Source organism: Chryseobacterium sp. CFS2, assembly GCF_036543225.1.
Classification (GTDB): Bacteria; Bacteroidota; Bacteroidia; order Flavobacteriales; family Weeksellaceae; genus Chryseobacterium; species Chryseobacterium culicis_A.
On the sequence record NZ_JAZHQU010000001.1, the window covers coordinates 490,940 to 508,057 of the forward strand.

Here is a 17,118-nt window from a genome sequence, read left to right on the forward strand (position 1 = left end):
TGAATAAATGCGGATTAAAAAATACGGAAGTAATTAATTGTAAGTAATTTACCTATCAAACCTTTTCGCCACAAAAGTGGGTGCAAAGATATGAATTTTATTTAAAATAAGCAATAGATTTCGGCACGCTAATATTTAACTTATATATTTAAAAATCAACACCTTCATTAAAAGAATGCTTCAACTGCGCTCAGCATGACATTCTAATACCAACGGTCTTAAATTTAGAATGAAGCAATATCTGCTGTTTTGTGAGTATACACTGAAAGTTTACGAACGCAGTTCACGAATCATCTACAATAGGTAGAAGACAAAATGAGATTCTTCATTTCGCTAGGCTTCATTCAGAATGACAGCAAGCCAGAATTAAAGAGCAACGTTTTTCTATTCCTCTCAAACTCTTCTACTATAAAATATAACCACTCCAGAACTCTCAAATCCTCAAACTCTCCCACATATCCCCCGCTTAAATTCATTACCTTTGCAGCATGGAATTACAGCCGATCTATCAAAAACTGCAGATTCAGGATATGAATCAGATGCAGAAATCTACTTATAAAGCGTCCGAAAACAATACAGACATTGTTTTACTCTCTCCTACAGGATCCGGGAAAACGCTTGCCTTTTTATTTCCTGTTTTGAGGAATCTGAAAAAAAATGTTCAGGGAGTTCAGGCATTGATATTGGTTCCTGCCAGAGAACTTGCTTTGCAGATTGAACAGGTTTTTAAATCGATGGGAACAGATTTTAAAGTTTCTGTCTGCTATGGAGGGCATGATAAAAAAATCGAGGTTAATAATTTAATTGAAGCTCCTGCTGTATTGATTGGAACTCCCGGAAGAGTTGTTTACCACTTAAGGAATAATAACTTTGATCCGAAAACAATTAAAACCTTAGTTCTTGATGAATTCGACAAAGCTCTGGAACTGGGTTTCCATGATGATATGGAATTTATTTCCCATTCTTTACAAGGACTTTCTCAAAGAATTTTAACTTCCGCCACCTCCATGGATGAAATTCCGGCCTTTACGGGATTAAAAGATGAAAAAGTAATCAGTTTCCTTAAAGAAAATGATATAAAACCAGATCTTCAGCTGAGAAAGGTAATGACTATTTCTGAGGAAAAACTGGATACCCTTTTTAATCTGGTTTGTAAAATCGGAAATAAGAGAACTTTAATTTTCTGTAATCACCGTGATGCTGTAGACCGTATCTCTGAGCTTCTTCACCAGATGGGAATTGACAGGGAGACCTTTCATGGTGGTATGGAACAGGATGAAAGAGAACGTGCTTTGCTAAAATTCAGAAATGATTCTGCAAGGATTCTTATTACCACAGATCTGGCTGCCCGCGGACTTGATATTCCTGAAGTAGAATCTATCGTTCATTATCAACTTCCGCCAAAAGAAGATGCCTTCATCCACAGAAATGGACGTACAGCAAGAATGAACGCCAAAGGTTTTGTATATCTGATTATGACTGAGGAGGAAAATTTCCCATTCATTAAAAGTAATACTCCCGAAGAAAGTGTTGCCGGATTTACTAAAGTTCCGCAAAAAACACCTTTCCAGACCGTTTACATCAGTGCAGGGAAAAAGGATAAGGTGAATAAAGTGGATATTGTAGGGTATTTACTCAAGAAAGGAGAACTGCAGAAAGAAGATGTGGGAATTATTGAAGTAAAAGATACGACTTCTTATGTTGCTGTTTCCAGAAATAAAGTAAATGCTCTTTTAAGAAAACTTCAGAATGAAAAACTGAAAGGAAAGAAAGTGAAAATGGAAGTTGCTTATTAAACCACAAAAGTCACAAAAGCTTTTTTAAGTTGATACTTTGTGCATATAAAGTTCACATAAGCTTGTGAAAATTTTCAATTTTCAAAGATAAAGTAATTACCCGTGTGAGAATTCCCCTCCTCCGGAGGGGTGGCAAAAATTCAGAGAATTTTTGACGGGGTGGTTTAAACAAACATAAAAAGAGCTCTGAAATTTCAGAGCTCTTTTATTATAAAGATATCACAACCTTATTTTATTCCTCTCACCCTTGTCGGAAAAGTATATACAGATTTTGAGGCAGTAATGAAGAGTATGTTATTATTTTTACCACCGAAAGTGACATTGGATGTCCATTTTTCAGGGATAGAAATATGATAAATCTTCTTTCCTAAACGGCTGAAAACATGAACGCCATCTCCTGTCAGATAAAGATTCCCGTGTTTATCCAGCTCCATCCCGTCTGATCCCATTTCACAGAACAGTTTTTTCTCAGACAATTTCCCTTCACCAAGTATATCATACACATACGTTTTACCGGCGTCAATATCAGAAATATACAATTTCTTTAATTTTTCACTTCCTACAATTCCGTTGGGTTGTGTGAAAGTATCCAGCTTAGTAACTTTTCCTGTTTTATCTCTGTAATAAAGGCTTTTATGCTGAATTTCCTGTTTAAACCCAATCCAATAGTCTCTTTCGTACAAAGGATCTGTAAAGTACATTCCTCCCAATTCATCATTCCAGACATCATTGGGGCCGTTCAGTCTTTTTCCTTCAAACCCTTTAAGCAGCACCTCTACTTTTTTATCTTTTGAAATTTTCCAGATTTCCCCCTGATCATCAGAACAGGTAATCAAATACCCGTCTTTGTCAAAGTGGGTTCCGTTTGCTCTTCCTGTTTTATCTAAGAATTCTATCACCTGATTGCTTTTCCAGTCCCAATAATAGATCTTATCATTAGGCTGATCGGTAAAGTAAACATTTCCCTCTTTATCTGCTGATGGTCCTTCGGTGAAACTGAACTTATCGGAAACCATTTCCGGCTGTACTCCTTCATAAAACATTTTACTATAATTTACTGATTGGCAGTTTACCAATGCGAAAACCAAACCAATCATACTTATTTTAAAGATATTCTTCATACTTCATTTTTAAGACTGCAATTTACGATATGAGCAAAAGGTTTCAAAATATTTTCTCACTTTGATACAATAAAAATCACAAATACAAAATGTCTCAATTGTCCTATTTTGGAAGTAGATCATATTAGTAACAAAAAGATATATTCCAGAGCTTTGCAGTAAGAGAATCGATCACTTTTTTCAGGGAAATAATCAATGGAAAATAAGGTCGATCAGGATGAAAATTGTACCAAAATACTTTATAGCATACAACAATGAGCGCAGAGTCCAACAATATCAAGTCTTTGGAAATTGAAAATGAAGATTTCAGAAATTCAGTGGGAACTATGGATGAATCCGGAAAAAGAAAGTGGATTTTTCCCAGAAAGCCCAAAGGAAAATATACCAATTACAGGAATTACACCAGCTATCTTCTTCTTGCTTTATTTTTCGGGTTGCCATTTGTAAAGATTAACAATAATCCTTTTCTTCTCATTAACGTCATCGACAGAAAGTTTTTTATCCTTGGACAGCCTTTCTACCTGCAGGACTTTTTTATTCTTGCTTTGGGAGCGGTAACTTCAGTGATTTTTGTGATGTTGTTTACTGTTGTTTTCGGAAGAATATTTTGTGGGTGGCTGTGTCCCCAGACTCTTTTTATGGAAATGGTTTTCCGTAAAATCGAATACTGGATTGAAGGTGACCGAAATAAACAGATGAAGCTTGACAGACAGGAATGGGATGCTGAAAAAATCCGAAAAAGAGTGACGAAATGGTCCGTATTTCTTTTTATTTCCCTACTCTGCTCTACTTTCATGTTCATGTATATTGTAGGCTATGAACAGGTTTTCCAGATTATGCTGGATGGACCTTCAGAACATCCATTAAAGTTTATTACAATGATCTTTTTTACGATGACATTCTATTTTGTTTTTGCATGGCTTCGTGAACAGGTTTGTACCCTGGTTTGTCCTTACGGAAGACTGCAAGGCGTATTGATTGACAAACAGACCATCAATGTATATTATGACTTTAAAAGAGGTGAAGGCCGCGCAAAATGGAGAAATAACGAAGACAGGAAAGCAGCAGGAAAAGGAGACTGTATAGACTGTAACCAATGTGTTGTGGTATGTCCTACAGGGATTGATATCAGAAACGGACAGCAGTTGGAATGTGTGAACTGTACAGCATGTATTGATGCCTGTGATGAAGTGATGGAAAAGGTAGGTCTGCCTAAAGGATTGGTACGCTATGCCACGGAAGCTGAGATTGAAAATCAGGATAAATTCCGATTCACTCCAAGAATGAAAGCCACCACCGTTATTTTAGCGCTGCTTATCGGATTCCTTGGATTTTTAATGTACGACCGTGGTTCTATGGAAGCCAAATTCATTAAGCCGGCAGGTTCTACGTTTTTCATTAAAAATGGTAAAATCACCAATACTTTTATTTATACTCTTCTGAATAAATCAAATGAGAAAAAGACGCTTACCATCAAAGTTATCACTCCCAACCATGCAGAAATCACTTACTTCGGTTCTGAAAAAATCATTTTGAAAGGAGATCAGATCCTGAAAGGAAACATCAACATTTCCTTCCCTGAAGAAGAAATTAAGTTCTCAAAACAAAATATGGTCATCGGAGTTTTTGATGAAAAAGGGAAACTGATAGATTCGTTTGAAACAACGTTTGAAGGACCATTTAAATTAGCTTTATAGGTGGCAGGTGATAGGTGTTAGGTTGCAGGGATTAGGGATTAGAGATACTACTCAACAGATATCAATGGTGAGTTTTGCTTCACAAGTGAATCGTGAATTTGGATGGGAAGTCATAAACAAGATAATAATAGTCTAAACAAAACGAGTACCCCCCAACTCGCAACAAAAACAACCAGCAACATTAAACTTTAAACCTTGAACCTTGAACTTTAAACCTTGAACTTTAAACTCATTAAGCCTTATATTTCCTCATGAACTGAGTAGGAGTCATTCCGGAGCTTTTCCGGAATACTCTTACAAAGTAGGAATATTCTTCGTATCCTAATCGAAAAGCTATCTCCACCAGACTTTCGTCCAGGTACATCAACATTCTTTTAGCCTCCAGTACTACCCTTTCTGTAATCACATCCGTGGCTGTTTTTTGAACAACAGCCTGTACAATCCTGTTTAAATGTTTAGATGAAATACCCATTAAGGAAGAATAATAAGTAATTGATTTATGCTCTGCAAAATGCTGTTCAATCAAATTTTCAAAATCCTGATAGTGTTTAAAATAGGAAAGCCCGGCAGCGGAATCCATGGTATCAAAGTCTCTTGAAAATAATCGGGTGGCATTAATAAAAATCTGGGACATCAATGACAAAATAAGACCTTCTTTCATTATATTTTTAGCCTGATGTTCTTTTCCCAGTTCCTGAAATAAGCTGCTGTTTTTCTTCAATTCCAAAGCATCCAATTGAAGTTTTCTTGGAAAAGATACAGATCCGAAAAAGGGAAAATTTCTGAGCTTCTGATTTACATAATGCATTTCGTAAAACTCCTGAGAACAAAAGAAAATATAGCCATCAATATCCTCCGAAAGTTCCCAGCTGTGAATCTGCCCCGGTGAAAGAAAGAAAAAGCTGCCCTCAGAAACTTCATATTTCTGAAAATCAATTTCATGTACTCCTGATCCTTTGGTAAAAAGAACCGCAGCATAAAAATCATGTCTGTGTGGTTTTTCAATATGGCGATGTCCCACCACCAAATGATTCTTCATCGTGTTAAAATAAAAATCTGAAGTATTTTTACCCGCCTGGAAAAGATCGATATGAAGAACGGAGATCGGATTCATTATTATATAGGTATCATAAGAAATCACAAATTTAGATAAAAAAGAACTGGTATATGATGACTCTTCCTATCTGTTAACACAAATACCTGCTATTTTATAGCAATTTCACTCTTATAAATTTTCTTTGAAACAAAGTCTGACTGTACTTTTTACAATATATTTTGGATGAAACTTTAAAAAATTTTTATCTTTGAGGTTTAGGAGTCGTAAAATGAAAATAAATTTACCTGATAAACTGTATTATTCTATAGGAGAAGTTGCGAAAGCATTTGATGTAAACACTTCATTAATACGTTACTGGGAACAGGAATTCCCTATTATCAAGCCTAAAAAAAACAGAAAGGGAAACCGATATTTCACTCCTGAAGATATTAAAAACCTTCAGATGATCTACCATCTGGTAAAAGAAAAAGGATATACCCTGGACGGAGCCCGTATCGCCTTAACCACAAACAGTAAAATTTCCGAAACCATCACCCTGATTGACCGCCTGGAATTCGTAAAAGCCGAATTGATTAAGCTGAAAGAATCTTTGGGAGAAAGGGATGGTGAATAAATTTCTTTGAACATACAATAACCTCCGCTGCAATGAATTGCAGCGGAGGTTTTATTTACAATCTATCAGGAAATACGGTCACCAGCTATTTTCACAACGTACTATACCCCCCTTACCTAACCCCCTCTACCCCCTTGGGTAAGGGGGTATACCCAGTTGCATAAGGGGCTGAAGGGAGTTGCATAACGGTCTCTAACCCCTTTGATAAAGGGTATAGGGGCTTATGGAACGGGCTATAGACAGTTGACTAAGAGGCTGGAGCGACTTCTGAACTGGCTAGAGCCCCTTGATGAAGTGGGTGGAGAGGCTTGTTAAAGTGGTGAAAGGGACTTATCTAAGGAGCTGGAGGGTGTTTATAAGTGGTTCACAGCAGTACAAGGGCTTTTCTACAACAAAACCACTGCTTGTGGACATGAGCGAGATGCTCGCTCTCGCGCCAGCGAGGGGCTTTTTTCAAAAGTAATTCTCCCAAAAGAAACCTGCACCAGGAATCGAATCCAGTTTTTGTTTAATCAGGGGATTTCTTTCAATCCAGTTTTTTAATTCAGCATTAGTTTTTAAAGTACTATCTACAAGAGGAATATTAGCGTATAATCTATTATTGTGAACATCACTATTCAAGTATAGTACTAAATACTTTTTATTGACTTTCTTTTCAGCAACTGAATATGATAATTTTCCTACATCACAATTTGATTTATAGCTTTTACCATTCAAATTAAAGGTATAAATAAATTTAAATCCTGTTCCTCTGCCATACCCTTTAACTTCTTGTATCGTACCAGTAGTATACAAACCTTCTTTTTTATATGAATTTTTAAACTTTTGTAAGAATAAATAGTCATAGAAAAAAATGGCTCCTATTATAATTACAATAATATAAATATAATATTTTTTAAAAATGATCATATCAGTTACTTTTGTTTTTTCTGAATTTCTGTTGCATTTGCCCCGTCGTTCGTATGAGGTCTCACTGAAAAATCATTAAGTTTATATAAAACTATTTGGAGAATTCAATTACAGATTAGGATTCTACGTATTGGAGCAAAGCTGGTTATTACCCAAAGTTTAAAAGTAGTAAAAACTTATAGTATAAACAAACCCGTGCATTCTGCAAGGGTTGTTATTTATTTTACTTTGGACACGAGCAAGACACTCGCGCCAGCGGGGTGAAATCTTTACTACAGATGTGTGCATTGACAGCTATTAAATATGACAGTCAAATAAAAGAATACTATTACAAAAAGAAACAAGAGGGTAAAAACCCTATGCTTATTTTAAACAATATTAGATGCAAACTTATAAGCAGGGTATTCGCCGTGATAGAAAGACAAACTCCTTATATTAATACTTATAAATTTGCAGCTTAAATTTTAACATTTTTTATTTGCTTCGTGTCATAGAATGCGCAGCGAGGGTAAAACCATCTATTGAGATGACCACGTAGCTGGCAGAAGGCCTGGAAGTGTCTCTAGATTATCTCGTAGGATCTACGGATATTCTACTGGATAAAAATATTGTCTCTAAAATTTTAGATATACAAAAACTAAAAGAGAATGATAGACAACATGTCTTCACTCTCCTTGCTGCTTTTCTCAAACAAACTAAATTGCAAAGTATTTTATAAAACAACAAAGCCACTCGTTTGAGTGGCTTTGTTGTTTTATAAAGCTTATGTCTACCAGTCCTGCCTTAATGCTACCCCAAAGGAGAAGCAAAATATTAGAAAGACAAACAATAAACCATTTAAAATAAAGTTCAGCAACTTATTATTGTATTTATAAATCATATAAAAGTTAATTGCTAATAGAACTATCACCAAAGGGGTAAATTCTAAAAAATAATCATATTGAAAATATAATAAAAGTACGGTATAAATTATTGAAATAATTAAAATTATTTTTGTAACTGTTTTCATTATTGATTAGGTATTAATTCTCTTTTTACAACATCTCTAACTTTTGTGCTTAAATCATTATCTATGCTTTTATGATCTGATGTAGGGGCAAGAACATTTACTATTTTAGTAGTCTTATTATCGCTTGTAGGTTCTATTTTCTCTCCTCCGTATATATTTTTTGTCTGGTAGTAATTAACCGCTTTCGATACGTTAGACGGTATCTTTGTATCTGAATAACTATCCATTATATCTAAAGTCAACATTAAATCAACTTTTAAATTTTTATTTTCATTTACTGATTCTACCAGATTATCACCTCCTAAACTATGCCCAACAGCAGCAACCACACCGTCTGAATGCACATTATTAAAATTTGAGATAGTTGATTTGAGGTCATTTTTTGTATTTTCATTCTGTGATGAATCAAAAACAACAACTCGAGTATTAGAATTAGCTAAACCAACTAATCCTCCAATACCAGTAAGATCAAGGTTTCCTTTTCCTTTAAAATCAGGATTATTGCTACCTCCTACATTCTGAGATTGGGTATATCCTTTCTTCGTATCTCCCGACCATCCCTGTACAACAACAACTAAATTTTTATAACCATCATTCTTCCTAAAATCTACAGCTTCTAGTCCCTCCAGCTCTCTCGCATCAACAACACGATTTTCAGAAAAATTATAATGAGATTGATAAGCATATTTTTCACTCAAAGGATCTATATTAAAAAACCTTCCCAAGTCTGGCATATAATTTCTCCACTTAAATGAGTAAAAACCTGTCTCTTGTAACTCTTGTCCTTGGTACTTGTAATTCTTATAACTTCCCGATCCAAAGAATGCATTTCCGGTTTTCAGATGATTCATCCCAAAAGGGTAATAATCATTAGCATCTGTGATTTCAAGAGCGCCTGCACTGTTTCTTGCAAAACTTATCCTTGTATTTCCCAGATGATCTTTATATTGGTAAATATACTGATCTTTCCCGTAATCATAAAATCCTTCTGCTGTAGGAAAGAACATGAGTTGGGGAGTCTTAACAGTAGTTATTCCCAATGGAGCGGCCTGTGCCATCGCAATTCCACTTTCACTGCTATAAGCCTGCTGTTCATAGGCATATTTTAATTTTTCGGAGATCATGCTGAGTTCTTCAAGGCCACCACTGCCACCTCCATTATTATCGGATTCATTATGATAATATTGAAAACCATCCAGATAGTCTGTAATATCAGTTACCGTATAACAGTTGATGATACCACATTCACTTTTGGGAAGTTTTTTCTGAATCTTAACTCCATCTGCTCTGTACAGGTAATTATGTAGTCCAGAAAGCCCCAAAGTCCCATACTCTATTTTATTGGGAAGATTCAGATGGTTGTATGTAATTTTAGTGATATTTTTATCAGGCATCTGCCACATATTTCCATTACTGTCATACTGAATTGTTCCTCCTCCACCTTCATATCCTGAAGGGTTATTCTTGTGGTCTTTAATCACAGATACCTGATTGGTTTTGTTATTGGATCCATAAATATATTCCAGCTCATCGATAACGGTAGCAGCTGTATTATTTCCTTCTACCGCAGAGGTTCTGTAAAGGTTTGTAATATTTCCATTCAGATCATAGGCCAAGGATTCTGTATGCTCTTTACTATAACGATTCACAGGGTTTTGATAATATCCTGCTGTCAATCTGTTCAAGGCATCATAGGCATAACCATATCTTTTCGGTTCTATAGGAGGATTGGCTCCTATAGATTCTACAGCTCTCCAGTCAACTTCTGCAATATTACCGTTGTACTTTGGCTTTACGTTTTTACCAGAAAATAAAGCCGAATCGGGATTTTCTATCCCCGTCATTTCATTGTATTTGATTTTATAGGAAAATAATTTTCCACCTAAATCAGGAACTGACATTTGTGCTTTATTAATATCCGTCATCCAACCTCTTATATTATAGGTATAATCAATACTTTGCAGATTATTCCCTACTTTTTTGTTGGTAAGCTGAGCCAGTTCATTATAACTATTTTCTGTAAGAATCTGTTCTGGTTTATCATCTACCTGATGCTTATGAACCAGTAATCTGTTCTGATTATCGTATTCAAAGCGTTCCGTTATAGTAACTCCCGGCTCATTGGCTAATCTCTTATGAAGCGTAATTGTTTTCTTGGGTGTTCCTGTAAAATCCAGCTCAGATTCTGTTCTGGTATATCCTCCTAAATGATTGATAGAATGGTTTCCAATAACTCTTCCCTTTTGATCATAATAAGTGTAGTTTTTTGTCCAGTTATCATCTTCAATATTCTTTACAAAACTCATCACAGGAAATCCTTTGGTGCTCCTTCCATCAGTCGTAGCACTTGCAGTCAGTACGGGTGCTCCCTGAATAGTTGAAGGAAATGCAGGATTGAAACTATAGGCAGGATAGCTGTCATAATAATTAACACTTAATACCTGGCTAACATTGGAAGGGGTGGAAAGCTTCGTATAGTATACCGCCATGCCGTTTAAGGTAAATCCCACCGCAGCCGTTCTGGTTTCATATAAAACAGTATTGACATTGGCACTGTTTTGTATTGAAGCCCTACTGGCACTATTATTTGTAATTCCGGTGTAAATGGTTCTTCCCAACTGATCATATTTGGTAAAGAGCCATTGTCCTTTTCCTTTAAGAACTGTATCCTGGGTCAGAATAAGCTGATCTGCTTTATTGTACACCATATATTCCCAGCCTTTTCCAGGCAGCTTCTTTTCTACCAGACGATTTCTGCTGTCATATTTATACTGGTAGCATAAATCGTTAAGCACCGTATTGGGATCTGATTCTAAAGCCGCTTTGGGAGGGATGACAAAAGCCAACTGGTTATAATCATTATAAATATAGTAGGTATCAGCACTTTCTGTAGTATTGATGACTTTTCTTACCAATATAATCTGTCCCTGTCCATTTTTAAATTCAATAGTTTGATTTCCGTCTTCATCGGTAACTGTATTTTTATATAACTCTCCTGTTCCATAGGAGCCTGATACAAGTAATTTGGATTCAAAATTGGCATAGTTAAAAGTAGCCGTATATTTTTTAACTTCTCCAGTGACATTAGCCTGATATCCAAATTGTACAGGTTTGTTATCCCATGCATTCCCCACCTGCTTTTGTCCTAAAACACGATCTAATGGTGATTTTTCCAGAATTTTCTCTGAATAGATTTTCTCCGTACTATATGGTGTACTGCTTACATTAGCTAATGGATTGGCAACAATTCCGCCACTGAGCGTTCCTCCCTGAGGCACGGGCAGATAGTCCAGAACCTGTCTCCCGAAACCATCATATACAATAGGGGTTACAACATCTTTTCCTAATGGAGAGGCTTTGACATTGACAATTTGTTTGGGTCTTCCCAGCCCGTCAAAATACTGAACAGTTTCTGAGCTTTTAACATTCGCAAGCGTAGGATCTGACAAATAGGTCTTTGAGTACACATAATTTTCGGTACTGGTAAGCTGCGCCTGGGCAGTTCCTATGATGAGTATTCCTATGGGAATTAATATCTTTTTCATCGGTTTTAGTTTTTATAGTTGTATTTGAATTCTTTTACCGTTTTATAGATCGTATTTCCACTGATGTCTTTTTCCTGCTGACGGATTTCTTTCAATCGATTAGCACTATCATAAGTATAAAACTCACTGATTCCGGATGGCGGCGTAATACTTCTTACTCCTACTAAAGGGTCATAAGTATAGGTGGTCACCTGATAACCGGATAATGAAGCGTTCATTCTGAAGGTGTTCAATGCAGATAAAAATGTGGTTTCATCATTATTAGCTCCCGCCGCAGCATCTGTGTTGGAAGCCGCAACAATAGCATCAATTAAGGACTGCTGGATATCTGTTAATTTCGCGCCGTCTATTTTAGCAATAGGCTGAGTTTGATTGTAACCCCAGACAATTACTGTTGAGATCCCATTTTTTGCAGTATACTGCTGAAGGCTGCCTTTGGAATCATATTTGTCAAAGTTCACTTCGCTGGTTGCTGTAGACAGATTTTGAATTTCGTAAGATAGCACAGAAATAGGTAAAACCAATCCTGATGTTTTTGTATTGGCCTCAGATTGATTTATAGGATAAATTGTTTCTGATTTTACCAGTATCTTGCTTGTAGTACCCATTGTTTTACTACTTATAGTCTCTAAAGGAATTTCAACCATATTTTTTGAAATCATCAATTGATTTCCTTTTTCAGATGCATAAGTGTAACTTATATCGCTCGAAGAATTATCCGGAAAGGTTGTTTTTTTATTTGATAACTGATAATGGGGGTTGGAATAGGTGTTATCTATTGAGGTAATCAGTGCCTGATCATTAAATAGCTCTGTGATCTGTTTCTTTCTCTCAAAACTAAAATCTGAGAATAGCGGATAATATTCATATTTATAATCGGTCTTGTAAATGTAATCATCTGGACTCTGTCCCCCAAATGTTGACAATAAGATCCTGTTTCTAGGTTCAATTCTTACTCCAAAATTTTCATTTAAAACCAAATTCTTTCGGTCATAAATAATAGTATCCTTCTGAATTAATGCATAACTTCCATTGTCATTTTGTTTATAATACAGTGTTTTTTTAAGATTCCCAAATTTCCATCCCATATAAGGTGTTCTTGTTCTGTGTTCTATAGTAGCCATATCGGTGGCTTCCAAAGGAGCATTATTCTCAAAAAAGTACTCTTTCTTTATTTTTTTATTATTCACATTATCAACAGATGTTTCAGTAACCTGTCCATAAACTATATTACTCCCGGAGGAGTTTCTAAACGGATAATCAATAACGCCGTAAAACTTATTGATTCCTTCATAAAAATTTTCTGTTACTAATAATGGATAACCATGTAATATTCCTGTGGAATATACTTTTCCACCAACCGTTTCATTATAGGAATATTCAGTTCGCAAAAGCTCTACATTATTTTCTTTCTGGATAATGGATTTTATTCTTAATCCTCCTGCGTTCTGTATAGCTTCCGGGTTAGTGTTAGGCTGTTGATTGTTTTTTACAGGACCTAGAAAAGACATCATTAATGTAAAACCTCCTGCACTATCAAACATACCTCCTTCATTTACCGTTAGAACATCTCGATGGGCAGTCAAAAGATATTCTCCTTTGGGAAACATTGCTGTTTTATCAATGGTATGGCTCATTAAAGTAAATATTTGCCAATTTCCATTTACTTTTCTGTATATGATAATATTGTATGAATTATTAGCTCCATTATTTTCATCAAAAACCTGCTCAATTTGAGTATTTAAATCAACAGAAGTGTCTTCTTCAAATTCCCAGTTCATCTCATAATTCATTTCAGGAGGAAGCTGCTCACCTGTATCAGGGTCTGCTGCCTGTTCGCTGGCAAAAAATACATATTTTGTCTCCATTGAAAATAGATTTCCGATGACCACTTCATTAATATCATTGATCGCCTGATAGGTGTGATTTTCGTAATCAAATTCGGTAGATCCGCCTGTAGGATAGATAATTTTTTTAAGCATTCCTATTTTTGAATAATCCTCTCTTACAGCTCTGTTTGCTGTACCTGCTGATTTTACACCATTGGCATACTTAAAATTAATGTTAGGGATCAGCTCAATATTTTCAATATGTCCATTATAATAGCCAAAGAAATCCTGTGCAAAACTAAGGCGACTTGGTAATTGACCTGGGAAATACTCGAAATTATGCTTACTGATGATCTGGTTGTTTTTATCATATTCATATACCCCGTTTAATTTTAACCTTGGAATAGCTCTGTCAAAGTTGGGTGTAAAAATATAATTATTACTTCTTGAAAAATCATTCATTGGAGTTGGGAACTCTGAATTGAAATATCCCTGATTAAGTTGATAGGTTTTAATTACATTGTTATTGTTTTTAATTTTTATTTTATCCAAGGAATAAGCATTGAAGTCTTTTCGTGCTGTTGTAGATTTAATAAATTCAATCTCAGTATTTTCATAAACAATTCGGCTTATAAGCTTATCTGCAATTCCGGGTGAACTGTAAACATTATATACATTCCCATCTTTAGTTTTAGCAATTTCAGATGATATAGGATATTTATTACCAATCACTACAGGATTACCACTTGCCCAGGAAACCACATCATATTTTCCGTTAAAAAAATCAAAATTATTGGCAAAATATTTATATTGAGAGGTAAGGTATACATCTTGTTTCGCTAAATCAGTAACTGAAATAGTATTATTATCATAATAAAATCTTATCGTCTTGTTATCATTTGTAGTAATTTTTACCAGTAACCATGTACCAAATTGCGGATCTGTACCACTTGAAAATGCATTATCATTGCTAATGCTTACGCTTGAGACCTCCTCTATAACTTCAAATCTATTGTCATTGTCATCTGATTTTCCAAAAAAATAGGTGTTACCTACCCCATCAATAATTTTAAAGTCAACGATATTTCCATAATTATTTAAAGTTGGAATGATCTTGATATTATTTAAAGGGGTTGACACAAATTTATTGGATGAGAAGTCATAAAAGAATTTAAAATTCATATTAAATAATGAGACATTAAATTCATCTGGTTCCAAATCAACATTTTCAGCATTTTGATCCAGCCAGACATCAGTGTATACACCTGTTGAATTATTCATCAGACTGTTTTTAGCACTTGCAATAGATTGCAGGTAAAATGGAGAATCATTATAGTTATCTCTTTTGCCTCTAGTGTTTCTGGAAATAGTTCCTATTGAAGATAAGTTCCATCCCTGTCCTATAGAACTTGCTACTTCACTTACTTTTATGCCCTGGGTATTATATTGTAAGCTAACAGGAATGGATAAATTGCTATTAATAGGTAGTGTATAGATAGGAACTGAAACATTCACTGACCCATTAGATAAAGATATTGGTTTGTCAATATACTTTCCTAGTGAACTTATATCTGGGGTTTTTGGAGTAAATCCTAAATAAGAATCTTTCATTTGATTCTGTGAATACAACCAATTGCAAAATAGCAAAAGACAAATAATTTGATATCTTTTCATTTGTATTTATTTCTTAATTAATTTGGCATTCGCCGTTTTGTTGGTATCAGTTTTTATACTAATCAGATACGCTCCCTGAACCAAAGCCTGGGTATTGATCTTCGTTACTCTGTTCTTGGTTTTCAGGCTCTGAAGTTGTCTTCCACTCATATCATACAATAAAATATCAGCTTCCTTGAAATCAAAGCCGATTTCCACATAAGCGTAGTCTGAAACAGGATTCGGATAGATTTTGATATCATATTTTTCAATCAGCTGATCGACTTGTTTATCACCCAGTTTTACAATCTTCCAGTTTTCTTTCCCCAATTCTTCCGCACTGGTTCCGGCCAAAATAATAGAGCCATCTCGGTTCAGTTTTAAATCTGAAAGCCTTTCTTCTTTTTGTCTGGATTCTCCTTTGACATGTTTTCTCCACTGTTCATTTCCATTCTGATCAAGGTATAGCATCCAGAAAGTTTCGTCATCAGTCTGTATTCTTCCTTCAGCCTGGGTATAACCTCCCAACAATATTCCTTTTGTAAAGTCTTGATTCTTGGTTCTTGTATCTTGGCTCTGAATCACACTCATTCCCATTAAGATATCCCGGTTCTTGAAATTGTAGGATTTCTGCCATTGTTCATCACCTCTTTCATTTAAAGAAATCAGCCAAAGGTCTGTTCCTTCTTCAAGGCCTACCGTTTTATTACCTGATCTTTCTGATCTGGATTCTCCACCAATGATAAAGCCAGTTGAAGTCAGCGCCAGGGTTCTGATGTGGTCATCACCTTTGCCTCCAAAGTTCTTTTCCCATTCTACTTTTCCGTTTTTATCTAGCTTGACAATCCAGTAATCGCCTTCACCGAAGTTGTCGCTTTGCTTTGAGGTTGCAGATAGTAGTTTATGGGTTGCAGTTCTGTCAGACGGAATATTAGGGTTAGTCGTTGATTGCTGATTATTTGTTTTAACAGATGTGCTTCTGGAATAAATTCCAAGCAATGCGCCGCCGTCTTTCGTGGGAATCATCTTTTCAACTTCATCTAAGCCTTTTCCGCCTAAGATTAATTGAGAAAGTTCTTTTCCGTTTTTATCCAATTTTGTGATCCATACATCTTTGGAACCATAGCCTTTTGATGAACTCTGTACATTTCCGGCGACAAAGAATCCTAAGTCTGTGGTTTGAATGACCGCCCTAGCTTCTTCATCGGAAGTGCTTCCTAAAGTTTTCTGCCATAATTCATCGCCAAATTCATTGATTCTGATTAACCAGATATCGGATCCCCCTTTGGAATCCTCTTTTTTATCCAGTCCCTTTCCTGAGTATGATGTTCCGGCCAGTAAAAATCCGCCATCCTGAGTGGTAACGGTTGCGGATAAATAATCATGGTTGGATCCCGAAAAATATTTCTCCCAGACTTCCTGTCCCTGCTGGTTGAGTTTTACCAGATGGAAATCGTAACCGTTGTTTTGCTTACTTCCAGCCTCCAGCTTCCCGCTTCCTGACTGTATAGAACTTCCGGTGATTAGATACTGCTGATCGATCGTGGTGGTGACCTGGCTTAGAAAATCCTGGGTAGAGGATTTGATGTCTTTCTGCCATACCACTTCCTGAGCGGATATGCCCAGGATTGTGCATAGGGTGAATGCACTGATGTAGAATTTTTTCATTCTATGTTTTTTGAGTTAGTAATTAGTTTGTTAAAACGTGGCGAATTTAATACTTTTTAAGACACAAAATCACTTTAATGTGGTATCCTGTAAATCATACTATTAATTATTTAATTTTCTTTATTTATAGTAAATCCAGTCTTATTCTGATGTAAAATTATCTACGTGGAGCGACAAAACCTGTCGTATTAAAAAACAATAATATAATATGAACATGCAGT

Annotated in this window: 9 protein-coding genes; 3 read left to right on the forward strand and 6 right to left on the reverse strand. The window is 35.6% G+C overall.

Features of this window, described 5'->3' with window-relative positions:
• Positions 1 to 488 precede the first annotated feature (488 nt).
• Positions 489 to 1,796, forward strand: coding sequence for a DEAD/DEAH box helicase (locus ODR02_RS02230; protein WP_309511485.1), 1,308 nt, complete (start codon positions 489 to 491; stop codon positions 1,794 to 1,796).
• Positions 1,797 to 2,023: 227 nt separating this feature from the next.
• Here ODR02_RS02230 and ODR02_RS02235 read toward each other — a convergent pair whose 3' ends face one another.
• On the reverse strand, positions 2,024 to 2,917 hold the full coding sequence (locus tag ODR02_RS02235) for an SMP-30/gluconolactonase/LRE family protein (protein WP_309511486.1): 894 nt from the start codon (positions 2,915 to 2,917) through the stop codon (positions 2,024 to 2,026).
• 254 nt (positions 2,918 to 3,171) lie between these two features.
• Between ODR02_RS02235 and ccoG the strand changes: the two genes are divergently transcribed.
• The gene (gene ccoG / locus ODR02_RS02240) at positions 3,172 to 4,614 is read left to right on the forward strand and encodes a cytochrome c oxidase accessory protein CcoG (protein WP_309511487.1); all 1,443 of its coding nucleotides are present in this window, start codon (positions 3,172 to 3,174) and stop codon (positions 4,612 to 4,614) included.
• A gap of 232 nt (positions 4,615 to 4,846) precedes the next feature.
• Here ccoG and ODR02_RS02245 read toward each other — a convergent pair whose 3' ends face one another.
• Entirely contained in the window at positions 4,847 to 5,728 is an 882-nt protein-coding gene (locus ODR02_RS02245) for an AraC family transcriptional regulator (protein WP_309511488.1), read from the reverse strand.
• Positions 5,729 to 5,939: 211 nt separating this feature from the next.
• On the opposite strand from ODR02_RS02245, the gene ODR02_RS02250 reads away from it, so the two are divergent.
• Positions 5,940 to 6,284 carry a MerR family transcriptional regulator gene (locus ODR02_RS02250; protein WP_105683719.1) on the forward strand — a complete coding sequence of 115 codons (345 nt, stop codon included), beginning with the start codon at positions 5,940 to 5,942 and terminating at the stop codon, positions 6,282 to 6,284.
• Positions 6,285 to 6,737: 453 nt separating this feature from the next.
• Here ODR02_RS02250 and ODR02_RS02255 read toward each other — a convergent pair whose 3' ends face one another.
• From ODR02_RS02255 to ODR02_RS02270, 4 genes are all read right to left on the reverse strand, one after another.
• A complete protein-coding gene (locus ODR02_RS02255; protein WP_309511489.1) occupies positions 6,738 to 7,193 on the reverse strand; it encodes a hypothetical protein in 456 nt (151 codons plus the stop codon).
• Between the two features lie 1,008 nt (positions 7,194 to 8,201).
• A complete protein-coding gene (locus ODR02_RS02260; RefSeq protein ID WP_309511490.1) occupies positions 8,202 to 11,747 on the reverse strand; it encodes a DUF6443 domain-containing protein in 3,546 nt (1,181 codons plus the stop codon).
• Positions 11,748 to 11,752: 5 nt separating this feature from the next.
• Positions 11,753 to 15,187, reverse strand: coding sequence for a hypothetical protein (locus ODR02_RS02265; protein ID WP_309511491.1), 3,435 nt, complete (start codon positions 15,185 to 15,187; stop codon positions 11,753 to 11,755).
• Between the two features lie 69 nt (positions 15,188 to 15,256).
• The gene (locus ODR02_RS02270; RefSeq protein ID WP_309511492.1) at positions 15,257 to 16,897 is read right to left on the reverse strand and encodes a T9SS type A sorting domain-containing protein; all 1,641 of its coding nucleotides are present in this window, start codon (positions 16,895 to 16,897) and stop codon (positions 15,257 to 15,259) included.
• Positions 16,898 to 17,118: the final 221 nt, after the last annotated feature.